This window comes from Curtobacterium sp. PhB128 (assembly GCF_004340725.1).
Lineage (GTDB): Bacteria > Actinomycetota > Actinomycetes > Actinomycetales > Microbacteriaceae > Curtobacterium.
Genome location: NZ_SLUR01000008.1, coordinates 153,196 through 175,745, shown reverse-complemented (window position 1 = coordinate 175,745; position 22,550 = coordinate 153,196). Strand labels below are relative to the sequence as shown.

The following is a 22,550-nucleotide window of genomic DNA, read 5'->3' as shown; positions in this document are numbered from 1 at the left end:
GCATGATCGACGCACCGACACGGAAGGGCACCACCATGGCACGGACGACGAAGACCGAGGGCACCTTCACCGACGAGGAACGCGCGGCGATGCAGGAGCACGCCGCCGAGGTCAAACGCACCCGCGGCACGAAGGGCACCAAGGCGGAGAAGGCGGCAGCGGACGCCGCCGCCGTCGAGGCGAAGATCGCGGAGATGCCCCAGCCGGATCGCGGACTCGCGGAACGCATCCACCGCATCGCGCTCGAGGTCGCGCCCGACCTCGCGCCGAAGCTCTGGTACGGCATGCCCGCGTACTACCAGGACGGCAAGGCGGCGTTCTTCTTCCAGGACGCCGCGAAGTTCAAGGCCCGGTACGCGACGCTCGGGTTCCAGGAATCTGCCGCACTCGACGACGGGACGTTCTGGCCGACGTCGTGGGCGATCACGCCGGAGTTCTCCGAGGCGGACGAGGCGACCGTCGCCGACCTGATCCGCCGCGCGGTCGCCTGACCCCGCGGCCGGTACCGTGAGCGCATGACCGCGCTCCGTTCGGCCGACCGATGACCTCCGTGGGGGTGCCGGCCTGCTTCGCGCTGGTCTTCCTGCTGCTGTACGTCGCGAGCAGGCGGCGTGACCCGCGGATGCTCCGGAACGGGGTGTTCCTGACGGCGGCCGCGTTCTTCGCGCTCGCGACGGCCGTGACCGCGCTGACGCTCGTGGCCCCCGGGTTCAGCCTGGTCGTCGGCACCGTGTTCCTGCTCGTGCCGCTCGCGATCGCGGTGCTCGGTGTGGCCCTCATCGCCAACGGCTTCCGGATGCTCCGCTCCGAGGGCCGGAGCCTGGGCAACACGCTGTCACTCGCCGCCGGGGTGCTCGTGTTCGTGCTGCCCGCGGTCGCCATCGCCCTGTTCGTGTCCGCCAGCGGCGAGGGCTTCACGCTCTGGGACGGCACCCGCATCGCGCTCGCCGTGCTCATGGTGTTCGTCTGCGGGTACTTCGCGGTCTCGCTGGTGGCGTTCGCGATCTACTCGGTCGTCTACGGCCGGATGCGGCACGGGATCGTGCCGGACACGATCGTCGTCCTCGGCTCCGGGCTGGTCCGCGGCGAGGTCCCGCCCCTGCTCCGCAGTCGCCTCGACCGAGCGCTCGTGGTGTACCGGGCCGAGCGGGCCGCCGGTCGTCGGCCGCTGCTCATCCCCTCCGGCGGGCAGGGCGACGACGAGCCACGCCCCGAGGGCACCGCGATGGCGGAATACCTGCTGGCGAACGGCGCCGACCCGGATGACGTCCGGCCCGAGACCGAGTCCCGCAACACCCGCGAGAACCTGCGGTTCTCGCGCACCGTGCAGACGGCGGCCGGACGGGACGGCCAGATCGTCGTCGTCACGAACGACTACCACGTGCTCCGCGCCGCCACGCTGGCCCGTCGGCTCGACCTGCCGGCGCAGGTCGTCGGCTCGCGGACGGCGCCCTACTACGTGCCGAGCGCGTTCCTGCGCGAGTTCGTCGCGGTGGTCGTCGAGCACCGCTGGCTCAACGTGGTGGCGTGCACGCCGTTCGTCCTGTTCACCGCGTTCCTGCTCTGGGAGTCGTTCCAGCAGTAGACCGCTGGCAGACGGTCGACCGGGAGGCCCGTGGCGGGCCCGCAACGGGCCTCCCGACCAGCCGTTCGTCGCGTCGAGATCCCCCGTAGGATCTCGACCATGGTCGAGATCCAGCCGCCCCGCCCGACCGACCTGCTCCCGATCGGCGAGATCGTCCGACGCACCGGCGTCGCCGCATCGGCCCTGCACTTCTACGAGCGCAAGGGCCTGATCCGGCCCGAGCGGACCGACGGTGGCACCCGGATGTACCCGCGGCACGTCGAGCGCCGGATCGCGATCATCCAGGTGGCGAAGCGCCTCGGGATCCCGCTGAGCGAGGTCGCCGAGCAGTTCGAGACGCTGCCGGCCGACCGGATGCCGTCCCTGCGCGACTGGAACCGGCTGAACGAGCGGTGGCGGGCGCGACTCCGGGCCCGCCAGCTGGAGCTCGAACGCCTGCAGCAGGAGATGACGCAGTGCATCGGCTGCGGGTGCGTCTCGCTCGGGGCGTGCTCGGTCGTGAACCCCGGCGACACGCTCGGCGACGAGGGGCACGGCGCCCGGCGACTGCTGCCGATCGAGGACGACGCGGCGCAGGACTAGACCCTCCGCAGGCCCTCGTCGAGTCGTCCGAGCAGCGCGAGCGCCTCGGGCAGCCCGTCGCCGTCGCCACCGAGCGCCGTGCGGAGCTTGCCGGCCCAGTGCGCGTGCAGGCGTCCGATGCTCTCCCTGGCGACGTCGGTGGAGTGCAGCTGCACGACGCGTGCGTCGTCCGGGTCCGGCCGACGTTCGACCATCCCCTTCGCCACCAGGGAGCGCAGGGCGACGCTGAGGTTGCTGCGCTTGAGGGCGGTCGCCTCCGCGGTCGCGCTCGGCGAGGTGCCAGGGTTCCGGTCGACCCAGCGCATCACGAGGGCCTCTGTCCCGGTGAGCGGCACGATGTCGAGTGCCCCGGCGCCGTGCGGGTCGATCTCCCGTGAGATCCGGAGCACCACGTCGGCGAACTCGGCGAGGACGTGGTCGGACACGACGGAGGGCATGGCCGTACTGTACCGGCGCTCGGCAATGAGTTATGCTTTCATAACAATGACCACGGACACCGGAACCATCCGCGCGCACGTCGCGACACCCACGACCAGGCAGCAGGGCATCACGACCCCGCTGCTGCTGGTGCTCGGCCTGCTCAGCGCCGTCGCCCCCTTCGCCACCGACCTGTACCTGCCGGCCTTCCCGCAGATGACCACCGAGCTCGGTGCGAGCGCCACGACCGTGCAGCTCACGCTGACCGCGTTCCTGGTCGGTGTGACCGCCGGGCAGCTCGTCTTCGGTCCGCTGTCCGACCGGTTCGGCCGCGTGCCGCCGCTCATCGCGGGGGCGGCACTGTGTGTCCTCGCGAGCGTCGCGGCCGTGTTCGCACCGAACATCGGCGTGCTCATCGTGGCCCGACTGCTGCAGGGCCTGGGCGGCGCGGCCGGCATGGTCATCAGCCGTGCGGTCATCTCCGACCTGGCGACCGGCAAGCCCGCCGCCCGCGCGTTCTCGCTCATGATGATCGTCGGCGGGGTCGCTCCGGTCGTCGCACCGCTGCTCGGCGGCCTGCTCACCGGCCCGATCGGCTGGCGCGGACTGCTGTCGATCGTGCTCGGCCTGTCCGTGGTCATGCTCGTCGCGGTCCTCGCCGTCATCCGCGAGACCCATCTGAAGGCGCACCGCGACGAGCTGCGTCTGGAGCGACAGGGGTCCGGGTCGCCGCTCCGCGCCCTCCGCTCCCGCACGTTCCTCGGCTACATCGCCGTGTTCGGCTTCGCGTTCGCCGTGATGATGGCGTACATCTCGGCGTCGCCGTTCCTGTACCAGGACATGATCGGGCTCGGCACCGTCGGCTACGGCCTGGCGTTCGGCCTGAACGCGCTCGCCCTGATGGGGGTGAGCATCGTGTCCGCCAAGCTCACCGAGACCCGCTCCGTGACCGGCGTGCTGTCGCTCGGCATCACCCTGGTGTTCGCGTCGACGGTCGCGTTCGCGCTGCTCGTCGTCTTCGCGGCCCCCGTGTTCTGGCTCGCGGTCCCGCTGTTCACCGCGGTCGGGTCGCTCGGACTGGTGCTCGGCAACGCCACGGCGCTGGCGCTCGGTGCGGTCCCCGCCGCTGCCGGCAGCGCGTCGGCCGTGCTCGGTGCGCTGCAGTTCGGGCTCGCGGCGCTGGTGTCCCCGCTCGTCAGCATCGGCGGCTCGGTGACGGCGGCACCGCTGGCGATCGTGATGCTCGCGTCCGCCGTGGTGGCCGTCGTGGCGCTGCTCGTCGCCCGGGGTCGCACCCGCCTGGCCTGACCCGGTCGGCGCCGACTCGGTCGGGGCCGACTCGGAACGACATCATCGACGTCGCACGACAACCAGGACGTCGTTCCGGGTCGGCAGCCCCGTCGACTACCGCCCCCGCAGGAACGGGATCCGCGGCATGAGCCAGTCGACCCACACCACCCGCACCCCCGGGGCCACGGCGAGCGCCCACAGGATCGAGGCCACCGCGTCGGTCGGGTAGTGCACCGCGTCGATCGACACCGAGAAGAACACGACCACGATCGCGACGACCCCGAGCGTCAGTGCGAGTCGGTGCCACCGGGTCTCGCGCAGCAGCCAGATCAGCGCGATCACGAACGCCGTGATGTAGACGGTGTGCCCGCTCGGGTACCCGGGGTCGGGCTGCACCGGGAACGGGTGCGGCAGCACGGCGACGTCGGGCCTCGCGCGGTGGACGATCTCCTTCACGACCGCGGACGGCACCCACGTGATGGCGATCGTGCCGCCGAAGGCCAGGGCCGGACGGAGACTCCGGGTGCGCCACCAGATCACGGCCACGACGACGACGGTGATCCCGATCGCCGGCCCAGGACTGATGACGTGGTAGACCGCCGTGGTGAACGCCCCGATCGCGCCGGTGTGCAGGGCGTTCAGGGCCTTCGACAGTCCGAGGTCGACCGTGCCGAGGGCGAACCCGACGAGCGTGATGACGACCACGGCGATGACCGCGATCGCGACGGAGACGAGCGGGTAGGGCGACGGCTCGAGGATCCCGGTGCCGTCGGACTCCGGTCGGCGGGGGCGGAGCAGCGGCGCGTCGGTCATCCGACCATCGTCCCAGCCCGGACTCCGACCACGGGTCCGGCGAGCCTCTGAAAGCACTCAGCGCAGCCGCCCGCGAGTAGACAGGAGGCATGCCAACCGTTGCCGAGAACATCGTCGCCACCCTCCGCAAGAACGACGTCGCCCGCGTCTACGGCCTGCCGGGGGACTCCCTCAACGGCTTCACCGACGCCCTGCGAAAGGACGGCACGATCCGGTGGGAGCACGTCCGCCACGAGGAGGCCGCTGCGTTCGCCGCGAGCGCCGAGGCCGAACTGACCGGCGAGCTCGCGGTCTGCGCTGGCAGCTGCGGCCCGGGCAACCTGCACCTGATCAACGGCCTGTTCGACGCCAACCGGTCGCGCGTCCCGGTCCTCGCGATCGCCGCGCACATCCCCACCGCCGAGATCGGCTCCGGCTACTTCCAGGAGACCCACCCGCAGGAGCTGTTCCGCGAGTGCTCGGTCTACGTCGAGTACGTCGCCGACCCGACGCAGATGCCCCGCCTGCTCGAGATCGCGATGCGCGAGGCCGTCGAGAAGCGCGGGGTCGCGGTGCTCGTGATCCCCGGCGACGTCCTGCTCGCCGAGGCGAAGGACGACCGCACCACCCGCATCGAGCGCACGACGCCGCGCATCGTGCCGAGCGAGGCCGAGCTGCTCCGCACCGCCGAGCTGCTGAACGGCGCCGACAAGGTCACGATCCTGGCCGGTGCCGGTGTCGCCGGGGCGCACAACGAGGTCATCGCGCTGGCCGAGCGCCTGCAGGCCCCGATCGTGCACGCCCTGCGCGGCAAGGAGCACATCGAGTGGGACAACCCCTACGACGTCGGCATGACGGGCCTGCTCGGCTTCGCGTCCGGGTACCGCGCGATGGAGGACGCCGACGTCGTGCTCATGCTCGGCACCGACTTCCCGTACCAGCAGTTCTTCCCCGCCAAGGCGAAGCACGTGCAGGTCGACATCCGCGGGTCGCAGCTCGGCCGACGACACCCCGTCGACATCGGCCTGGTCGGCACCGTCAAGGACACCGCCCTCGCGCTCATCCCGCTGCTGACCGGTTCGCACCCGACGAAGCACCTCGAGGAATCGCTGAAGCGCTACCGGAAGACCCGCGAGAAGCTCGACGACCTGGCCGTCCCCGCCGGCAAGAAGAAGCCGCTGCACCCGCAGTACGTCGCCCGGGTGCTCGACCGGATCGCCGCGCAGGACGCCGTGTTCATCCCGGACGTCGGCTCCCCCGTGGTGTGGGCGTCGCGCTACCTCACGATGAACGGCAAGCGTCGTCTGATCGGCTCGTTCGTGCACGGCACGATGGCGAACGCCGTCCCGCAGGCGATCGGTGCGCAGACGGCGTTCCCGGACCGCCAGGTGATCGCCCTCGCAGGTGACGGCGGGCTGACGATGCTGCTCGGCGAGCTCATCACGATCGTGCAGAACAAGCTGCCCGTGAAGATCGTCGTGTTCGACAACTCGTCGCTGAACTTCGTCGAGCTCGAGATGAAGGCCGCCGGGTTCGTGAACTACGGCACCGAGCTGCAGAACCCGGACTTCGCCGCGGTCGCCGAGGCGATCGGCATCAAGGGCTTCAAGGTCGACGTTTCCGACGACTTCGAGGACGCGATGGCCGCCGCACTCGCGCACGACGGCCCCGCGCTCGTGTCCGTCCGCGCGAACCGGCAGGAGCTGTCGATGCCCCCGGCGGTCACGCTCGAGCAGGCGAAGGGCTTCACGCTCTACGCCATCCGCACGGTGCTGTCCGGTCGCGGTGACGAGCTGCTGGACCTCGCGTCGACCAACGCGCGCCAGCTGCTGTAGACGCGACCGCACGGCGGACGGGAGGCACGTGGCTGCGCAGCCCCTCCCTCGCAGGCTGGGTCGGCGCGCCCCGCACAACGCTTCGCGTCGCCGCTGAGCGGGGCGCGCCCGTCCGCTCTGTCGTCACCACCCGAGCGGCTGGCCGTCCTCCAGGAACACGCCGGTCGGGCCCTCCGGGCCCACGCTCGCGGCGGCCGCGACGGTCGCCGCGCTCACCTCGACGGGGCGACCGTGCGGGTTCGGCACCCCACCGAGCTCGGTCGCCGTGTAGCCGGGCTCGAGCACCACGAAGCGCACCTCGGGTGCGATGCGGGCGTACTGCACCGTGAGCATCGAGACGGCCGACTTGCTCGCGCCGTAGACCGCGGCCTGCACGGTCGACGCCGCACTGTCCGGGTCGTGGACCGCCGTGAACGAGCCGAGCGCGCTGCCGACGTTGACGACGAGGGGGCTGGCCGATCGGCGCAGGATCGGCAACGCGGCCTCGGTCGTGCGGACGATGCCGACGGCGTTCGTGTCGAACACGGCGAGCGCGTCCGGTCCGTTGAGACCCCACATCGCGATGCCGGCGTTGTTGACCAGGACGTCCAGGCCGCCGTTCGCGTCGATGTGCGCGAAGGCTGCGGCGACCGAGTCGTCGTCGCGGACGTCGAGCTGCACGGAGCGGGCGCCGATCTCGGCGGCGACGGCCGCTCCCTGGTCGGCGTCGCGGGCGCCGATCCAGACGGTGTGGCCGGCTGCGACGAGTTGGCGGGCGGTTTCCTTGCCGAGGCCACGGGTGGCGCCGGTGATGAGTGTCGTTGTCATGGGTCCAGCGTCACGCTCGACGCGGTCGGCAGGGAGTCGCCCGGTTGTCGTAGGACTGGTGGGGCCAGGACGGGGCCGCGACGTGCGCGCAGACTGGTGGCATGGCGGACACGGACTTCGGGCACACCCTGCGACGGCTCCGCGACCACGTCACCCCCGCGGCCGCCGGCATGACCGTCGGGCCGCGACGTCGGGCGGCGGGGCTGCGGCGCGAGGAACTCGCGGGCCTCGCGGGGATCTCCGCCGACTACCTGACCCGCCTGGAGCAGGGTCGCGCGACGTCGCCGTCCGCCCAGGTGGTCGAGGCACTGACGCGGGCGCTCCGGGTGTCCGACGCCGAGCGCGAGCTGCTGTACCGGCTCGCCGGGCACGCGGCCCCGGGCGCGGACGTCGTGCCGTCGCGGATCCCGCCGAGCGTGCAGCAGCTGCTCGACCGGCTGGCGGACACCCCGGTCGCGGTGCTCGACGCCGCCGGGAACCTGCTCGTGACCAACGCTCCGCACGAAGCCCTGATGGGGCCGATCGGCGGGATGCGCGGGAACGAACGCAACACGGCCTGGCGACACCTGGTCGGCTCCGGTAGCCGCGCCGTGCACACGCCCGCGGAACAGGCGGCGTTCGAGGAGAACCTGGTCGCCGGACTCCGGATGACCGCGGCCCGCTACCCGCTCGATCGGCAGTTGCAGCAGCTCGTGCGGGACCTGCGGGCGGCGAGCCCGCGGTTCGTCGAACTGTGGGACTCGGGTGCGACGGCCCTGGGCGAGACGGCCCGCCGCAAGGTGATCGACCACCCCGACGTCGGGCTCATCACACTCGATTGCGACACCCTGGTCGTCGGGCCGGAAGACCTGCGGATCCTGGCGTACACGGCGGTGCCCGGGTCGGTGGACGCCGAGCGGTTGGCGCTGGCGATCGTGCTGGGGACGCAGTCGTTGGTGGAGTGAGCACTCGCCCCCAATTCGTGGGGGATGCTCGCGACGTGGCCCTCAGCCCGTTCCAAGGTTGGCTACGATCCGAGAGCGCCGGCTTCCGGCGATCTCAGACGTCCGGTCTCCTGCCGGACTGCACACCCGAGGGGACCACCCGTGCAGCACAGCACTGCAACACTTCGACGCGCCTGCGCGATCGGCGCGACCATCGCCGTCATCGGCCTGAGCACCGGCTTCGGCGCGTTGACGGCCACGACCGCCTTCGCCGACGAGCAGCCCGTCGCGCCGACGAGCACCGCGACCGCGTCCCCGGCGCAGGGCACTGACAGCACGGCCGACGGCGCTGACGAGTCGGCTCCGCCGGTTCCCGCGGCGACGTCCACGCCGACGGCCGAGGCGACAGCTGATCCCACCGCGGAACCGTCCCTGCCGGTCAGCACGCCGGCCGCGACTGCGACCCCCGATCCCACCGCGCCCGTCACAGCAGAACCGGCCGCGACGCCGACCGTGACGATCGCCGGGGACGCGACCGTCGGCAGCACCCTGACGGCGACCGGGCACGACTTCACCGGCGAGCTGACCTACACGTGGGCCAGCGGCGACGCGATCCTGCCGACCACCACCGACTCGTACGTCGTCGCTGCCGCGGACGCCGGCAAGACCATCAGCGTCACGATCACCAGCGACACCGACGAGTCCGCGACGACCACGACGGCCGTCGTCACGCACGCGGCGGCCTTCCCGGAGGCCTCGACCGAAGACGACCCGATCACGTTCTCCGCGGTCGCAGGTGAGCGTTTCACCCACACGTTCGCCGCCGAGGGCTTCCCCGCACCGACGTACTCGGCCGCCTACTACTCGCTCGACGATCCGTACGCGAGCGAGGACGACGGTGACGAGTCCGGGTACCTGCCGTACGGCCTGTCCCTGGACCACGCCACCGGCGCGCTCTCCGGGAAACCCCGCTACTCCGGCACCTACGCGTTCCGCATCGTGGCGACGAGCGGCACCACGACCGCCTCGCAGTACGTCAACATCACGATCGACGCCGCCGCACCGCTCGGCGTGGAGGTCACCGCCGAGGACAAGGACACCTTCCTCACCGCGCACTCCACCAGCTGGGTCATCGAACGCGACGGCACCGTCTGGACGTTCGAGAACGAGACCACCCGTCAGCCCGACGGTGGGTACATCGGGTTCGGGGTCGGGTTCGAGGGCGGCCAGCCCACCATCGACCAGGGCGGGACCCTGCTCGTCAGCGGCCACCTGGTCGACCGCTTCGGCAACGAGGTCGACGACGCCGACGGCTACCCGGTGCCGTTCACGGTGACCTCGGATCACGCTTCCGACGTCATCACGCCGAGCCGCGATCCGTGGGTCGCGACCGACGTCACGTTCCCCGAGGCGTCGACGCACTCCCTCGAGGTCGCCTCGAGCGGGTTCGCGACCGCCTTCACGGTCGACGTCCAGCCCACCGCGGCTCTGGCCGTCTCCCCCACGGGCACGGTCGCCACTCCGACCGTGACCACGGGCGAGCTCGCCTACACGGGGTCGGACGCGATGCACCTGCTCCCCTGGGCCGGCGGTCTCGCCGTCATCGGTGCCGCGGTCGTCGCACTGCAGGCCGTCCGCCGCCGGAAGCAGCACTGACGGGTGCACGAACAAAGGCCCCGCAAGCGGGGCCTTTGGCTGGCGACGTTCCGGTAGCCGGCCCGTCGTGCTTCCAGCGTAGCGGTGGGCGTCAGGCCCCGGCACCCCCGTCGACCGGAACGATCGCCCCCGTCACCATCGCCGCGCGGTCGCTGAGCAACCACGCGGCGACCTCGGCGACCTCCGCTGGCTCAGCCATCCGCCCGAGTGGGACCGAAGCGGTGATCTGGGCGGTGACGCCAGGCGTCGCCGCCTCCCACGCTTCGATCATCTCGGTCGCGGTGCCACCCGGCGTGATCCCGTTCACCCGGATGTGCTCGGGCGCCCAGGTCACCGCGGCCGTCTCGGTGATGCTGTTCAGTGCGCGCTTCATCGCGCCGTACGCCGGCAGCGCCGGGTTCGCGCGGCGGCTGCCGATGCTCGACGTGTTGACGATCGCGCCGCCGCCGGCGCGACGCATCAGCGCGGCCTCGGCGGTCATCGCCACCCAGTGACCGCGGAAGTTCACGGCGAACTGGGTATCGATGTCCTCGTCGCTGGTGGTGTCGAGCGGTCCGGGCTGCTGGATCGCGGCGCCGTTGTTGAACGCCCCGTCGAGTCGGCCGTGCAGCTCGTCGACCTGCTCGACGGCCGCGCGGATGCTGTCCGGGTCCGCGAGGTCGAGTGCGACAGCGTCTGCCGTGCCCCCGGCCGCACGGACTTCGGCGACGATCCCCTCGAGTGCGTGGGCGCTGCGGGCAGCGAGGACCACACGGGCGCCTTCATCCGCGAAGAGCCGAGCAGCCGCGGCGCCGATGCCACGGCTCGCGCCGGTGATGAGGATGACCTTGTCGGACAAGAGGCCGATCGGGTTGGATGTGATGTCGTTCGTCATGCGCTCAGCGTCACGCCGAGGGAGCGTGCGGATACAGGTACGAGCGGTACCAGGATCTCCGGCCGGAACCGGTGGAGACTCGGGTCATGGACAAGCCGGAACTCGCCGCCTTCCTCCGCTCACGACGTGAGCGGTTGCGCCCCGAGGACGTCGGACTGCCGACCGGGTCGCGCCGCCGGACGCCTGGCCTCCGCCGTGAGGAAGTAGCGGTCCTCGCCCACATCTCCACGGAGTACTACGTCCGGCTCGAGCAGGGGCGTGCGCCCCGCCCGTCAGCAGAAGTACTCGCCGGAATCGCAGGATCGCTCCTGCTGACATCGGCGGAGTCGGAGCACCTGCACGCCTTGTCCGGCACGGCACCGTTGCAGGTCGGCCGAGTCCAGCGTGACGTGCGCCCGAGCATCCTCGCGCTCGTCGAACGATTGCCGCAGACCGCTGCGATCGTCTTGTCCGCCAGCTTCGAGGTCCTCGCCTGGAACCCCCTCGCGGCGGCGCTCATGGAGGACTTCGCGTTGCTCGCACCGGCCGACCGGAACCTCGCCCGCCGCGCCTTCCCGACCGAAGCCGTCCACCAGGCAGCTCGGCCCTACGGAATCTCGGACGGCGCCGAGTTTCAGCGGCACGTCGTCATGCAACTTAGGACGAGCCGAACGCGGTACCCGGACGACCCTGACGTCGTCGGTCTCGTCGAGGAACTCCGTGACGGCAACCCGGTGTTCGCGCGCCTGTGGGATCGCCACGACGTGCAGACGACACCGGTGCTCACCAAGACGTTCGACCACCCGGCGGTGGGGGCGGTGACGGTCGACTGCGACAGCCTCGCGTTGACGGATCGGGACCAGCACCTCGTCCTCTACACGGCCCCGCCCGGGTCACCCGATGCCGACGCGCTCGCGCTCCTCGGCCTGCTGGGTGTCGATTCCCCCAGTCGGTAACGACGGCCCGTCAGGCGCAGTACTCGTACGGCGGCATGGCGACCGCACCCACCCAGATCATGCCGACCGTCGCGCCGTCCTCCCCGAGCTGGAACGTGATGTAACTTCCGCCGATCTGGACACTCCACAGCGAGAACGGTCCTTGTTCCTCGCCGTAGGTGCCCGTGTACTGCAGGTCCGGGTACGCGGACTGCACCTCGGCCAGCGCAGTGCCGACACCGATCCCGGCTGCGGTCTCGGGCGAGTTCGTCGTCACCGGTTCCGGGCTCAGACCGCCGACGGCGACACCGGCCACGTTGCCGCCGCGCGGGACGACAGCGAGCCAAGGCGCATCGGCGCTCTCCCAGAACGAAGTCTCCGGGCTGGCCGGGCACGCATCCGAGCTGCGGGTGTAGGCCGCAGACAGGTCGTCGATCTCCCCCTGGAGTTCGCCACCGAGGGCGATCGGGCCGACCTCCTCCGCCGAGATCGTCCAGGTGGCGGGGTCCGACAGGCTGAACGCCGCCTCCGTCGCGGTGGGGGTCGGCGTGCTCGTGTCTGCCGTCGGCTCCGGCGGCGCGACGGCACTCGCGGTCGCGGTCGCGATAACGGTCCGGGTCGGCGTCGAAACCGGCGCTCCGGAGCATGCTGCCAGCACAGTCGATGCCATGAGCGCAATGATGATCCCGGTGGTCCGGACGGCACCCTTCACAAGACCGCCACCGTCGTCCAGCAGTGGCTTCGTACCGTCCTGCACGCGCGGGTTCTGGTTGCCGGGCATCGTCTGTTCCCTCCGACGGCGGATGTCGAGCAATCCACCGTACGTCGACGCCCGACGGGCAACGGGCCCCCCGGCGTCCATCGCAACCAGAGCGTTACTTGGCGGCTGCGTCCTCGACGTCGAACACCACGACCCGGGCACTCGCCCCGCCGATGAACTCGGCCACCGGACGGTGCTCCGGGTGCGGCAGGTACCCAGCGAGCGCTGCCCGATCGCGGAACCGGACCACGAGCATCCAGTGGAACCCGCCCTCCAGCCCCTCGGTGCTCACGCTCGTCCCCGACTGCACGGACTCGACACCGTCGATCCGCGGCAGGTGCTCGCGCGACAGGGCGTCGGCCTCGGACGACCGGTCCGCTCCGTCCCACTCGACCAGCACGGTGTGCGTCACTCCTGACACGTGGTCTCCTTCGTCTGTCACGACGCCGATCAGAACGCGGGCGTTCCGCCGGCGATCGTGATCGTCGACCCGGACTGGTAGCTCGACTCCGGGCTCACCAGGTGCACGTACGCGGCACCGAGCTCGGCCGGCTGTCCGGGGCGGCCGAACGGCGAGGTCTCGCCGAAGTGCGACACGGTTTCGGCGTCGTCGGAGCCCGGCTGCAGCGGCGTCCAGACCGGTCCGGGGGCGACGGAGTTCACACGGATGCCCTTCGGCGCGAGCTGCTGGGCGACGGCCTCGGTGAAGAGCTTGATCGCACCCTTCGACACGGCGTAGTCGATCTTGTCGGCCGAGGGCGTCGATGCCTGGATCGAACCGGTCGTCACGATGGTGGAGCCCGGCTCGAGGTGCGGCACCGCTGCCTTGGTCAGCCAGAACAGTGAGTAGATGTTGGTCTTGAACGTCGAGTCGAACATCGATGTGTCGAGGGTCAGGATGTCCTCGTTGCTGTCCATGCGGCCGGCGACCATGACCAGGGTGTCGAGGCCGCCGAACTCGTCGACGCCCTTCTGCACCAGGTCCTTGCAGTACTGCTCGTCGGAGATGTCCCCCGGGAACAGGACGGCGCGACGCCCCTCGGACTCGAGCAGGTCGCGGACCTGTTCGGCGTCCTGCTGCTCGTCCGGCAGGTAGGACAGCACCAGGTCGGCACCCTCACGCGAGAGGGCGATGGCGGCGGCGCGACCGATGCCGGAGTCGGCGCCGGTGATGATGCCCCGGTAGCCGGTGAGGCGTTCCCGGCCGACGTAGCTCTCTTCGCCGTGGTCGGGCTTCGGGTCCATCTTCCACGCGGCACCCGGCAGCGACTGCTCCTGCTTCGGGTACGGCGGGGCCGGGTAGAGGGTGTTCGGGTCGCGCTTGTCGTACTGGCTCATGCGTTCCACTGTCGTCGTCGCGCGTGGACGCGCGTTCAGCCGCTGCGGTCCTGGGACACGGCTGATGACGGACGGGAGGCCCGTGGCGGCGTCGCCACGGGCCTCCCGTCCGCCACGTGGTTCAGACGCCGGCCGTGGTCCGGATCCAGGACGAGGCCTGCGACAGCAGGGCGTAGTTCGAGCCGGCCTTGGTGTCGGCGCCGGGGTCGGCGCTGTCACCGGTGGAGCAGACGGCGACGACCTTGCCGTTCACGAGCAGCGGGCCGCCGGAGTCGCCGTGGTTCGAGGCGCCGGTCACGCCGGTGAGGTGCTGCGCACGCCCGCTGTAGGCGTCGGTACTCGCACCGGTGAGCGAGACGGTGGCCTGGTAGAGCCCGTCGGACTGGGTCGCGTTCGCGCGCAGGCCGTAGCCCTGGATGGTGCCGGTGCCGCTCGACTTGGCGGTCGCGGTGAGGTCGAGCGGGGCGTAGGTGGACAGCGAGTAGGCGCTCTTCAGGTGCACGAGCGCGATGTCGCCGGCCGGTGCGGCGGAGACCTGGTCGACGGCGACGGCGGTGCCCCGGTTGGTCGTGGAGTTCGAGTGGTAGACGTTCATCGCGCCGATGCCGTCGATGCAGTGGCGGGCGGTGAGGATCCACGAGGCGTTGATCTGCTCGCCGGTGCAGTTGCTGACGTAGCCCGACGGGATGGAGCCGCCCGACGCTTCGAGCTGGACCGCCCACGAGGTGGTGGGGGCCTTCTCGCCGCCGACGACCTTGGTGCTGGCCGGCAGGGCCGAGGCGGGTGACGCGGCGAACACACCCGCGGTGATGACGGCCGCGGCGGCGAACGCGGCTGCGATGGACTTCTTCATGACGACTCCTCTGTCGGGGGAAGCACCTGACCCGTTGCGCTGTGCAACTGGTCAGCATCCTGACCCTCGTTCGGGGGCCGCGCCAGTCCGCACTTCGGCGGACGGGGCCGCCCTAGGATCGTGTCGACCGGGAAACCGAAGGAGCGACATGAGCACGAACACCGCTCGGAGGACGCGCCCGACCGTCGTCACCATCGCGTCCGGCATCTGGTGCGCTGTGGTGCTCGTCCGCCTCGGGTTCCTGGTCGTCGCGGTGGTGAACACCGACGGTGGGCTCGCCGTCGCACTGGTCGGCGCGTTCATCGGCCTCGCCTTCGCGGCCCTGTTCGTCTGGCTGGCGATCCGGATGGCCCGCGGATCGGGGTCCGCGCGGCTCTGGCTCGCCATCGTGGCTGGCTTCGCCGTGGTGAACACCGTGGTCGGGCTCGTGCTCGGCGCAGGGGCCGTGGGCTTCCTCTACCCGATCGCCCTCGTCGCCGCGACGGTCCTGAGCTACCTGCCGACCACGCGAGGGTTCTTCCCGAAGACCGAGCGCCGCGTTCGACCCGCCGAACCCCGCACGGTCGGCTGGGACCCGACGACAGGTGAACGCATCACCGAGCCGGCACCCACCGACGGACGCGCCGGCTGACGGATCAGCGGCCCCGTCAGCGGGTGCTCCAGAACGAGATCGAGCGGCTCTCGTCGCGGATGACGATCGTGTGCGACGCCGCACGGTCCGCCACCGGACGGTTGCCCTCGCCGCCGTACCAGTACGACACGTACCGCCGTTGGCTCGGCGACCAGCCGACGACCTCGACCTTGTAGCGTCCGGGGCTCAGCACCGCGCCGAAGGTCCCGCCCCGACCGGGAGACCAGTAGCTCAGGTGCGTGTCGAAGGTACTGCCGATCGACTCCCCGTACACGTGCACGGTGGCGCCGGTGAAGTCGGTGTCGAGCTGCGGGTTGAGGATCCCGGTCAGGGTGACGCCCCGGGTCGAGCTCGCATCGATGCCGTCCACGACCGTCTCGGTGCGGCCCCCGGCCTGGTGCGCGACCCGGACGTACGAGCGCTCAGCGGTGGAGTCGGGATCACGGTGGAAGCCCCACGACTCGTTGCGCAACGCCGGCCACGAGTCGAGCGTCTCGTCGTGCGCGTTGACCTGCACGCTGTAGTCGTCGCTCGGCAGGCCATGCACCCAGTAGTGACCGTCGGGCGAGGTGACGGTCCGCCGCACGGTGCCGGTGTTCCAGCCACGGACGACGACCGCTGCGCCGGACAGGTCCGCGCCGTACGGGTTGTGGGCGGTGCCGCCGATCGAGGCACCCCGCCGCACCACGAGCACGACGGTCTCGTGCCCACCGGCGCTGACCACGACGCCGGTCCGCTCCGCCGGGACCACGTCGTCGAAGCCGTACGAGCCCTCGCGTTCACCGTGCAGCGTCCAGGTGCCTGCCGGGACCGCGTCGAACGTCATCCGGCCGCGGCGGTCGCTCGTCGCCGAGTCAGCGGTCCCGCCGTCCGGGGTGCGGAGGTCGACGACCACGCCCTCCATCGCGAGCGGCCGCTTCTCCAGGTCGGTCAGCATGACGGTGAGCGCACCGTCGTCCGGAGCGGCCACCGCCGCGGTGACGGGCGCGATGAGCACGCCGATCAGTGTGAGTGCGATCGTGATCCCGACCGTTGCGCGTCGTCGTGCCGTCATGGTGTGCCCCTGATCCCCTGGTGGGGCCACCCCTGGCCCCGGTGGAGTGGAGCGTAGCCGCGACCCGCGCGGAGCGCGCGGTCGCTCTCCGCTCAGCTCACCAACCGCGACGCGTCGCGTTCCGTGCCACAGCGTCGGCGAGCTCTCGACCGAATGGCTCCTCCACCGTTGCCGCCGCCTGTGCGAACGCTGCGGCGACGCCGGAGGTGATGTTTCGGTAGCGATCGGTTGCCTCGTCCGGAGCGATGTCCAGGGACCTGCCGATGTCACGGAACTGCTCCTCACCGATCCCGTCGAAGCGGTACTCGTCGCCGACGGACATCGCGCCGCGCAGCGTCGAACCGTCAGCTGACGGGTACGCAGCGTGTGAGCCGAGGTCGTACAGCGGCGCCAGTCGGACGGAGGAGCCTTCGAGGAGGAGCGAGTAGTTCTTCGCGTGCGCATCCGTGCCGAGCATCGCGACGTTCAGCACCAGCGCCTCGAAGAACCGCCGTTGCGCGTCACGGCGTTCGTCGGGCTGCGCGATGGCTCCGCGGAGGAGTACCGCGATCTGCTTCGCCGATGGCCCACCCTCTTCCTGGTACTTTCTGGATGGGTAGACCGACAGCGCCTGGCAGAGGTCCTCCTGGTGGAGTCGGCGCCACGACCCGTCCTCGTCACGGACCCGGTCGTACCGCTTGCTGACGAACACCCGGGCGCCGGTCGACGTCCGAAGCAACTCATGGTCCGCGACGTGCAGTCCGAGGAGCCGAGCGGCCTCCATCGACACGTACTCGTTCACGTCGTGGTCAGGCATCGTTGCGATGACCGGCTTGATGATGTGGGTCGTCGGGGTCGAGTCCTGCGGCACACCCCAGGTCCCGTCGTCGAAGCGGAACAGGGCGGCTTTGCTCTGCGCGCCCGCGAGCGACCACCGTCCGGCGTTCATCGTGCCGCCCCACGATCCCGAGTTGCGCGCGAGCGCGTCGACCAAGCCGTCGAAGTCGTCGCCCGTCAGGCGGTGCACGGCACCACGCCGGACCGCCGCGTCCGAGGAGTCCGTCGCCGGAGGGAGCAGCTGCACGGCACCAGCGGCATCACGGCCGAGGCGCTCAAGCAGCCGGAACGGGTTCTCGGTGACGTGGTGCTCCGAAGCGAGTTCGCGCAGCCGCTCCGGGCTGTCGGGAAGCAGTCCCGCGAGGAACGGTCCGGCCGCCTTTGCCTTCCATCTGGCGCGGCCGGTTCGCATCGACAACGACACCGGGGTCGCGTCGGGCAGGTTCCGGTACGCCTCGTCGTAGGTGAAGGTGGTGTTCCCACCGGTGCTCATCTCGAAGGTGCCGACCGGCACACCGTCGAGGAACGCGCGCAGCTCGCTCATCGGTCACGCTCGTTCGCCTCGAGGACCAGGCCGAGGACGGTCAGCGCGTCGAAGGCCAGACGGAGCTGCGCGGTGCCCTTTCCGCCCTCGAACTCGTTGACCCATCGGCGGCTGACACCCATCCGCTCGGCGAGTTCAGCCTGGGACCAACCGAGACGCGTGCGGCGTTCGTGCACGAGATCGCCCAGTGCAAGGGCAGTGTCGACTCGCATGTGCGCCTCCGCTGTAATCGTCCGGTTACAGCGTAACCCTGTCACCGATCGCTTACAAGTACCACCAGTAACCCATCGCTTACACAACGTGTTCGGAACCGATCGATCCCACGGAGCCTTGTGGTCGTGGTGGTCGCCGTGGTCGGCACGCCCGTGGCGATCGTCGTCCTCGCTTCACGATCGCGCAGTCCTGAACGACGCACGAGGGCCCCGCGACCGGAGTCGCGGGGCCCTCGCTCGGTGCACTGGTGTTACTTGATGACGATCGACTGCACCGGGCTGGTGCTCGTCGTCAGGGTGTCGGTGCCGGCGAAGACGGCGTGCAGCTTGTGCGTGCCCTTCTTCAGCGAGAGCGCCGAGGTGACCTTGCCGTTCTTGACGGTGACGGTCGCCAGGCGCTTCGTGCCCTGGTAGATCCGCGCGGTGCCGTTCACGGTGAAGCCCGTGGCCTTGACCTGCACGGTCGCCTTGCCGCCGCTGTACTTGAGCGCCGTGCGGGACGGGGCCTTCGTGACGGTGACGGTGGTGGCCTTCGCGGTCGCCGAGTCGGTGCCCGAGAAGGTCGAGTCCGCGTTGACGAACTTGGCGGTGAGGGAGTGCGTGCCGATGGCCAGGGCGCTCGGGAGCGTCATGGTCGCGGTGCTGTTCTTGACGGGGACGGTGCCGAGGACCTTCTTGCCGTCCGAGACCGTCAGCGTGCCCTGCTGCTTGCCGATGCCACCGGCGATGGTCGCGGTGACCGTGGCCGGCTTCGCCGCGTTGACGGTCTGCGACGCGGCGGAGACGGCAAGCGTCGTGGTCGTCGCGGGCAGCGTGGCGTGCAGGTCGAACTGGTCGACGGTCGATCCGATCGCGGCCGGGTCGGCGGTGGCGGTCGGCTGGAGCGTCACGCCGCAGCTGTCGACGTTGCCGTGCTGGACCGCCGAGTTGAGCGTGGTGCAGTCGCCGGCGCGGATGTCCTGCACGGAGAGCTTCTCGTCGGTGACCGAGACCTTGACGAAGGAGCGGACGTGCTCCTGGTTCTCGACCGAGTTGGCCCAGTGGCGCTTGCCGGTCGGGTCGAGCGGGTCTGCGCCGTAGCCGCTCTGGGTGGCGTCCGGAGCGGTCAGGTCGTAGTACTTCGAGCCGGAGGCCGAGTTCGCCGTCATGTAGATGACGCCGCCGGGGCCGGAGAAGACCTCGGGAGCAGCGGGCTGCTCGTTGACGTTGGCCTTCTTGCCGTTCTTGATCGCGTAGCTGCGCGAGTAGGAGTGGTCGTGGCCCTGCAGGACGAGGTCGACGCCCATGTCGGAGAACGCACGCGTGAAGTCGAACCGGCGCTGCTGGTTGTCCTTGTCGTTCGCGTGGTCGGCCGGCGAGTAGATCGAGTGGTGGTAGACCAGCGTGGTCCACTTCGCGTCGTCGCCGTAGCGGTTGATGACGTCGCGCACGTAGTTCACGTGGGCAGCGTCCGATCCGGCCGCGTACGCGTTCGAGTTGATGTCGATGAACAGGACGCCCTTGTACATGTACCAGTAGTCACCACCCGAGTTCGCGGTGGTGTTGCCGCCCGGGTAGAAGTCCGGCACCTTGAGCGAGTTCGGCACCTGGTTGTGCTGCTCGTACGCCTTGCCGCCGACGTCGTGGTTGCCGATGGTCGAGGCCCACGGGTAGCGCTTGAGGACGTCGCTGCTGTCGGCGAACGCACCCCACTCGTACTCGTTGTTGGCGTGCTCGATCTGGTCGCCACCGGAGACCAGGAGCTCGGCGTCCGGCTCGGTCGTCGTGGCGTACCGCAGCGTGTCCGCCCAGCCGGCGCCGTCGTCGTCGACGTAGCCCGACGAACCGATCTGCGGGTCACCGAAGAACAGGAAGTCGAAGTCGCCGGAGAAGCTCTTCGTGGTGAACGTGTACGACGCCGACCAGGCCGACCCGTCCGCCGCACCGACGTGGTACGTGTACGAGGTGTTCGGCTCGAGGTCAGAGATCGTGGCGTGGGCGTTGATGTAGCCCGACTCGGCGGCGATGCCGTCGATGCTCTTCGTGTTCGAGTCCGTCGTGCTCGTGTCGACTGCGGTGTTCGCGGCCTTCGACGCGGCGATCGTCGACTTGGCGTCGGTGAAGACCCCGTCGGTCATCGACGCGGTCTTCTGGATCTCGAGCGACTGCGCGACGTTCGTCGGGAAGTACCACGAGGCGATGCGCTGGCTCTCGGTGGCACCGACGCCCAGCAGGATGTGGAGCGGGCCGCCGGTGGAGATGTTGGTGGTGGGGGTGTTCGTCGCGGCGGAGGCGACGTTCGTGCCGACCATCGAGGCGCCGGCGATGAGCGCGGCCCCGAGGACGGCTCCGCACACGCGGAGGGTGGTGGTTCTGCGCCGTGTGGTGGCGCCGGACAGGAGACTCATGGTGGTCCGTTTCTCAGACGTGGGATGGTGCAGCACGGAAGACTCTGCATGCACTGCGAAACGTCTTGGTAAACGCTGAGTGACAAGTCGTCGCTGTTCAGGAGCGGACCACCGTCATCCCGCTGCGAGCCGCTCGACGAACCAGATCATCCCCATCACGAACACCCCGGCGGTCACGACTCCGGTGCCCCAGAGCGAGACCCGGTGGGCCTTCCGACGCAGGAGGGACAGCGGTGGGAAGACGATGACGATGATCGCGAGCTGCACGGCCTCGATGCCGACGTTGAAGACGAGGAGCGACACGAGCAGCTGCCACGAGAACGCCTCGTGGATGCCCAGCGCCCCGGCGAACCCGAGCCCGTGGATGAGCCCGAACGCGAACACGACGGCCAGGCGTGTCCAGCCGGCCCGGTCGAGCGAGAAGTGCCCGTGTTCACCGACCACGAGTTCGTCGGCCCGCGACCGGCGCCGCCAGAGCCGCCACAGGTACCAGCCGGCCACGGCGGCGATGGACAGGGCGATGAGCGGCTCGACGACGATCGCGGGCGGGCTGACCACCCCGAGCGCGGCGAGGATGAACGTGATCGAGTGCGCGATGGTGAACGCCGACGCGGTGTAGACCACCTCGCGCAGGCGCCGTGACCCGGCGATGAGCGCGACGAGGAACAGGATGTGGTCGATGCCGGTCAGCAGGTGCTCGGCACCGAGGCGGAAGAACTCCCAGAAGCGCTGCCCGGCCGACTGCTCGGTCGAGAACGACGGCTGCGAGGCGTCGAGCGTCGCCGATCCCTGCTTCGCGTCGACGTCGTAGGTGACGATCGTCTTGGTGTCGCGCACGAAGGTCTCACTGTCCGGGAACAACGTCGACGTCACGACGTGTCCGGTCTGCGTCTCCGAGGGTTCCGGGCAGGTGAAGTCCGCCGTCACGTGGGCGTACGGCACCTCGTCCTGCAGGTCGACCGTCACCGTCTTCCCGAGCACGCCCGTGCAGGCCTGCCCACCCGCGCCGGTCACCGAGAACCGGTCGAACACGTACTTCCCGAGCGCGTCGGTGTGCGCCTCGGCCGCCGACACCATCCCCGGGAAGTCGCCGTCGTCCCAGGCCGCCTGACCCTGCGTGTGGAACGCGTCGTCGTGCTCGCTCGTGGCGACCGACACGAGCATCAGGTCGTACTCGAGCCCGAGCTCCGCGTGCACGACGGTCGGTTCCGTCGACGTCACCTTCGCGTAGACGACCGAGCTGAAGCCGTGCGCCGATGCCGGCGACGCCCCGGCCAGCACGCCGACGACGACCACCCCGAGCAGCAGGAGCGCGGCGACGACCCGTGCGATCAGCGCGGACGGGCGGGACGGACGGGCAGGGCGGGCAGGGCGGGCGCGCAGCAGCGCGACGGGGGTTCCGGAAGGCACGCGCAGACGATCCGGCCCTCGGACGACCGGCAGGTGAACAGGTGGTGACCAGCAGTGGGACAGGTGCCGGACAGCCGCCGGAGCCGGCCCGGTGCGGCACACCGACGTGTTTCGATGATGCAGTGACCCGCCTCGCTGCCCGGACGACCTTCCTGCTGACCACCGTCGCCCTCGTCGGCACCGGCGTCGCCCTGCTGGCCGGGTGCTCGGCGACGCCCGGCGGGACCGACGCAGGAGCCGGCACCGACGCCGGCACCGGCACGTCGGCGACGGCGCACGCCACGGCCGGTGCCCTCGGCGCGGGCTTCTCCGACCCGACGCAGCCGCCGGCACCCGAGGCCACCATCCACCCGGAGCCGGGTTCGTGGTCCGGGGTCCACGCCCCCGACGACTACGACGTCGTGCTGCTGTCGGACGCCGGTGACGCCGACGACGCCCCGACCCGGACCCTGCTCGACGCCGTCGCGTCGTGGGCGGCGGACGAGGACGTCACCGTCACGAGGGTGTCGGCGACGGACGCCGACGACCGGATCGCGGCGGTCACCCGGGCGATCGACGAGCGGTCCGACCTGGTGATCAGCGTCGGCAACCACATGGTCGACCCGCTCGCCGCGGTGTCGCCGACGGCGCTCCACCAGCAGTTCCTGGTCGTGGGTGCCGAGATCGCCGAGCCGACGTCGAACGTGACGGCCGCGGACTGGACCGGCGGCGGCTTCCGTGGCGAAGGACTCGGACCGTCGAGCCACTACGACCCGTCCACCTTCACGGAGGAGCGCGCCGACCGCGCACTGCACGCGGGTCTGGCGGCCGTGCTGCACGACCTGCGCGGCATCGTCGTCTGGGTGCGCTGACCCGAGCCGGCGCGGGTCC

Annotated in this window: 23 protein-coding genes; 10 read left to right on the top strand and 13 right to left on the bottom strand. The window is 70.7% G+C overall.

From position 1 onward, the window contains the following. The first annotated feature begins 35 nt into the window (after positions 1 to 35). From EDF23_RS14750 to soxR, 3 genes are all read left to right on the top strand, one after another. Positions 36 to 491: a DUF1801 domain-containing protein gene (locus tag EDF23_RS14750; protein ID WP_131922069.1), complete on the top strand. Its 456-nt coding sequence runs from the start codon at positions 36 to 38 to the stop codon at positions 489 to 491. 50 nt (positions 492 to 541) lie between these two features. After that, entirely contained in the window at positions 542 to 1,585 is a 1,044-nt protein-coding gene (locus EDF23_RS14745) for a YdcF family protein (protein WP_131922068.1), read from the top strand. Positions 1,586 to 1,684: 99 nt separating this feature from the next. Next, a complete protein-coding gene (soxR, locus tag EDF23_RS14740) occupies positions 1,685 to 2,167 on the top strand; it encodes a redox-sensitive transcriptional activator SoxR (RefSeq protein WP_131922067.1) in 483 nt (160 codons plus the stop codon). Here the strand turns inward: soxR and EDF23_RS14735 are convergent. Continuing rightward, positions 2,164 to 2,604, bottom strand: coding sequence for a MarR family winged helix-turn-helix transcriptional regulator (locus EDF23_RS14735; RefSeq protein ID WP_243648936.1), 441 nt, complete (start codon positions 2,602 to 2,604; stop codon positions 2,164 to 2,166). The two genes, soxR and EDF23_RS14735, sit on opposite strands and share 4 nt — an antisense overlap. 46 nt (positions 2,605 to 2,650) lie before the next feature. On the opposite strand from EDF23_RS14735, the gene EDF23_RS14730 reads away from it, so the two are divergent. Beyond that, positions 2,651 to 3,892, top strand: coding sequence for a multidrug effflux MFS transporter (locus EDF23_RS14730; protein WP_131922066.1), 1,242 nt, complete (start codon positions 2,651 to 2,653; stop codon positions 3,890 to 3,892). A 96-nt stretch (positions 3,893 to 3,988) separates the two neighbouring features. Here EDF23_RS14730 and EDF23_RS14725 read toward each other — a convergent pair whose 3' ends face one another. After that, complete coding sequence (locus EDF23_RS14725) at positions 3,989 to 4,687, bottom strand: phosphatase PAP2 family protein (RefSeq protein WP_131844859.1); 699 nt, start codon at positions 4,685 to 4,687, stop codon at positions 3,989 to 3,991. Between the two features lie 89 nt (positions 4,688 to 4,776). Between EDF23_RS14725 and poxB the strand changes: the two genes are divergently transcribed. Next, positions 4,777 to 6,501: a ubiquinone-dependent pyruvate dehydrogenase gene (poxB, locus tag EDF23_RS14720; RefSeq protein WP_131922065.1), complete on the top strand. Its 1,725-nt coding sequence runs from the start codon at positions 4,777 to 4,779 to the stop codon at positions 6,499 to 6,501. A gap of 123 nt (positions 6,502 to 6,624) precedes the next feature. Here the strand turns inward: poxB and EDF23_RS14715 are convergent, their stop codons facing one another. After that, positions 6,625 to 7,308 (bottom strand): SDR family NAD(P)-dependent oxidoreductase, encoded by a 684-nt coding sequence (locus EDF23_RS14715; RefSeq protein ID WP_123339147.1) that lies wholly within the window; start codon positions 7,306 to 7,308, stop codon positions 6,625 to 6,627. A gap of 101 nt (positions 7,309 to 7,409) precedes the next feature. Here EDF23_RS14715 and EDF23_RS14710 point away from each other — a divergent pair, with 101 nt between their 5' ends. Both EDF23_RS14710 and EDF23_RS14705 read left to right on the top strand, forming a co-directional pair. Continuing rightward, complete coding sequence (locus EDF23_RS14710) at positions 7,410 to 8,252, top strand: helix-turn-helix transcriptional regulator (RefSeq protein WP_131922064.1); 843 nt, start codon at positions 7,410 to 7,412, stop codon at positions 8,250 to 8,252. A 141-nt stretch (positions 8,253 to 8,393) separates the two neighbouring features. Beyond that, complete coding sequence (locus EDF23_RS14705; protein WP_165901139.1) at positions 8,394 to 9,887, top strand: putative Ig domain-containing protein; 1,494 nt, start codon at positions 8,394 to 8,396, stop codon at positions 9,885 to 9,887. 91 nt (positions 9,888 to 9,978) lie between these two features. Here the strand turns inward: EDF23_RS14705 and EDF23_RS14700 are convergent, their stop codons facing one another. Continuing rightward, entirely contained in the window at positions 9,979 to 10,761 is a 783-nt protein-coding gene (locus EDF23_RS14700; protein ID WP_131922062.1) for an SDR family oxidoreductase, read from the bottom strand. Between the two features lie 86 nt (positions 10,762 to 10,847). On the opposite strand from EDF23_RS14700, the gene EDF23_RS14695 reads away from it, so the two are divergent. After that, entirely contained in the window at positions 10,848 to 11,696 is an 849-nt protein-coding gene (locus EDF23_RS14695; RefSeq protein WP_123294637.1) for a helix-turn-helix transcriptional regulator, read from the top strand. A 10-nt stretch (positions 11,697 to 11,706) separates the two neighbouring features. Here EDF23_RS14695 and EDF23_RS14690 read toward each other — a convergent pair whose 3' ends face one another. The 4 genes from EDF23_RS14690 to EDF23_RS14675 all read right to left on the bottom strand — a co-directional run bounded on the left by EDF23_RS14690 (position 11,707) and on the right by EDF23_RS14675 (position 14,626). Continuing rightward, positions 11,707 to 12,456 carry a hypothetical protein gene (locus EDF23_RS14690; protein WP_131922061.1) on the bottom strand — a complete coding sequence of 250 codons (750 nt, stop codon included), beginning with the start codon at positions 12,454 to 12,456 and terminating at the stop codon, positions 11,707 to 11,709. Positions 12,457 to 12,550: 94 nt separating this feature from the next. Then, positions 12,551 to 12,856, bottom strand: a complete 306-nt coding sequence (locus EDF23_RS14685) for a Dabb family protein (protein WP_165901138.1) — start codon at positions 12,854 to 12,856, stop codon at positions 12,551 to 12,553. A 29-nt stretch (positions 12,857 to 12,885) separates the two neighbouring features. Continuing rightward, positions 12,886 to 13,773, bottom strand: coding sequence for an SDR family oxidoreductase (locus EDF23_RS14680; RefSeq protein ID WP_123937265.1), 888 nt, complete (start codon positions 13,771 to 13,773; stop codon positions 12,886 to 12,888). Between the two features lie 121 nt (positions 13,774 to 13,894). After that, the gene (locus EDF23_RS14675; protein ID WP_131922059.1) at positions 13,895 to 14,626 is read right to left on the bottom strand and encodes a S1 family peptidase; all 732 of its coding nucleotides are present in this window, start codon (positions 14,624 to 14,626) and stop codon (positions 13,895 to 13,897) included. Positions 14,627 to 14,774: 148 nt separating this feature from the next. Here EDF23_RS14675 and EDF23_RS14670 point away from each other — a divergent pair, with 148 nt between their 5' ends. Then, positions 14,775 to 15,257 carry a hypothetical protein gene (locus tag EDF23_RS14670; RefSeq protein WP_131922058.1) on the top strand — a complete coding sequence of 161 codons (483 nt, stop codon included), beginning with the start codon at positions 14,775 to 14,777 and terminating at the stop codon, positions 15,255 to 15,257. 16 nt (positions 15,258 to 15,273) lie between these two features. On the opposite strand, the gene EDF23_RS14665 is transcribed toward EDF23_RS14670, so the two are convergent. The 5 genes from EDF23_RS14665 to EDF23_RS14645 form a co-directional block, all read right to left on the bottom strand. Next, positions 15,274 to 16,311 carry a carboxypeptidase-like regulatory domain-containing protein gene (locus EDF23_RS14665; protein WP_131922057.1) on the bottom strand — a complete coding sequence of 346 codons (1,038 nt, stop codon included), beginning with the start codon at positions 16,309 to 16,311 and terminating at the stop codon, positions 15,274 to 15,276. A 97-nt stretch (positions 16,312 to 16,408) separates the two neighbouring features. Continuing rightward, the gene (locus EDF23_RS14660; RefSeq protein ID WP_131922056.1) at positions 16,409 to 17,671 is read right to left on the bottom strand and encodes a HipA domain-containing protein; all 1,263 of its coding nucleotides are present in this window, start codon (positions 17,669 to 17,671) and stop codon (positions 16,409 to 16,411) included. Continuing rightward, positions 17,668 to 17,883, bottom strand: coding sequence for a helix-turn-helix domain-containing protein (locus tag EDF23_RS14655; RefSeq protein ID WP_123937260.1), 216 nt, complete (start codon positions 17,881 to 17,883; stop codon positions 17,668 to 17,670). Before EDF23_RS14655 ends, EDF23_RS14660 begins: the two co-directional genes overlap by 4 nt. A 251-nt stretch (positions 17,884 to 18,134) precedes the next feature. Next, positions 18,135 to 20,270 carry an Ig-like domain repeat protein gene (locus tag EDF23_RS14650; RefSeq protein ID WP_131922055.1) on the bottom strand — a complete coding sequence of 712 codons (2,136 nt, stop codon included), beginning with the start codon at positions 20,268 to 20,270 and terminating at the stop codon, positions 18,135 to 18,137. Positions 20,271 to 20,384: 114 nt separating this feature from the next. After that, positions 20,385 to 21,680, bottom strand: coding sequence for a HupE/UreJ family protein (locus EDF23_RS14645; protein ID WP_131922054.1), 1,296 nt, complete (start codon positions 21,678 to 21,680; stop codon positions 20,385 to 20,387). A gap of 122 nt (positions 21,681 to 21,802) precedes the next feature. Here EDF23_RS14645 and EDF23_RS14640 point away from each other — a divergent pair, with 122 nt between their 5' ends. Beyond that, positions 21,803 to 22,531, top strand: coding sequence for a hypothetical protein (locus EDF23_RS14640; protein WP_131922053.1), 729 nt, complete (start codon positions 21,803 to 21,805; stop codon positions 22,529 to 22,531). The last annotated feature ends 19 nt before the right edge of the window (positions 22,532 to 22,550 follow it).

Excerpts from the sequence above, each read along its gene's own strand:
- EDF23_RS14730 (WP_131922066.1), top strand. The coding sequence starts at position 2,651 with ATGACCACGGACACCGGAACCATCCGCGCGCACGTCGCGACACCCACG.
- EDF23_RS14655 (WP_123937260.1), bottom strand. The coding sequence starts at position 17,883 with ATGCGAGTCGACACTGCCCTTGCACTGGGCGATCTCGTGCACGAACGC.
- EDF23_RS14680 (WP_123937265.1), bottom strand. The coding sequence starts at position 13,773 with ATGAGCCAGTACGACAAGCGCGACCCGAACACCCTCTACCCGGCCCCG.
- EDF23_RS14660 (WP_131922056.1), bottom strand. The coding sequence starts at position 17,671 with ATGAGCGAGCTGCGCGCGTTCCTCGACGGTGTGCCGGTCGGCACCTTC.
- EDF23_RS14675 (WP_131922059.1), bottom strand. The coding sequence starts at position 14,626 with ATGAAGAAGTCCATCGCAGCCGCGTTCGCCGCCGCGGCCGTCATCACC.
- EDF23_RS14690 (WP_131922061.1), bottom strand. The coding sequence starts at position 12,456 with ATGCCCGGCAACCAGAACCCGCGCGTGCAGGACGGTACGAAGCCACTG.
- EDF23_RS14745 (WP_131922068.1), top strand. The coding sequence starts at position 542 with ATGACCTCCGTGGGGGTGCCGGCCTGCTTCGCGCTGGTCTTCCTGCTG.
- EDF23_RS14670 (WP_131922058.1), top strand. The coding sequence starts at position 14,775 with ATGAGCACGAACACCGCTCGGAGGACGCGCCCGACCGTCGTCACCATC.
- EDF23_RS14725 (WP_131844859.1), bottom strand. The coding sequence starts at position 4,687 with ATGACCGACGCGCCGCTGCTCCGCCCCCGCCGACCGGAGTCCGACGGC.
- EDF23_RS14750 (WP_131922069.1), top strand. The coding sequence starts at position 36 with ATGGCACGGACGACGAAGACCGAGGGCACCTTCACCGACGAGGAACGC.
- EDF23_RS14695 (WP_123294637.1), top strand. The coding sequence starts at position 10,848 with ATGGACAAGCCGGAACTCGCCGCCTTCCTCCGCTCACGACGTGAGCGG.
- EDF23_RS14665 (WP_131922057.1), bottom strand. The coding sequence starts at position 16,311 with ATGACGGCACGACGACGCGCAACGGTCGGGATCACGATCGCACTCACA.
- soxR (WP_131922067.1), top strand. The coding sequence starts at position 1,685 with ATGGTCGAGATCCAGCCGCCCCGCCCGACCGACCTGCTCCCGATCGGC.
- EDF23_RS14700 (WP_131922062.1), bottom strand. The coding sequence starts at position 10,761 with ATGACGAACGACATCACATCCAACCCGATCGGCCTCTTGTCCGACAAG.
- EDF23_RS14650 (WP_131922055.1), bottom strand. The coding sequence starts at position 20,270 with ATGAGTCTCCTGTCCGGCGCCACCACACGGCGCAGAACCACCACCCTC.
- EDF23_RS14735 (WP_243648936.1), bottom strand. The coding sequence starts at position 2,604 with ATGCCCTCCGTCGTGTCCGACCACGTCCTCGCCGAGTTCGCCGACGTG.
- EDF23_RS14715 (WP_123339147.1), bottom strand. The coding sequence starts at position 7,308 with ATGACAACGACACTCATCACCGGCGCCACCCGTGGCCTCGGCAAGGAA.
- poxB (WP_131922065.1), top strand. The coding sequence starts at position 4,777 with ATGCCAACCGTTGCCGAGAACATCGTCGCCACCCTCCGCAAGAACGAC.
- EDF23_RS14710 (WP_131922064.1), top strand. The coding sequence starts at position 7,410 with ATGGCGGACACGGACTTCGGGCACACCCTGCGACGGCTCCGCGACCAC.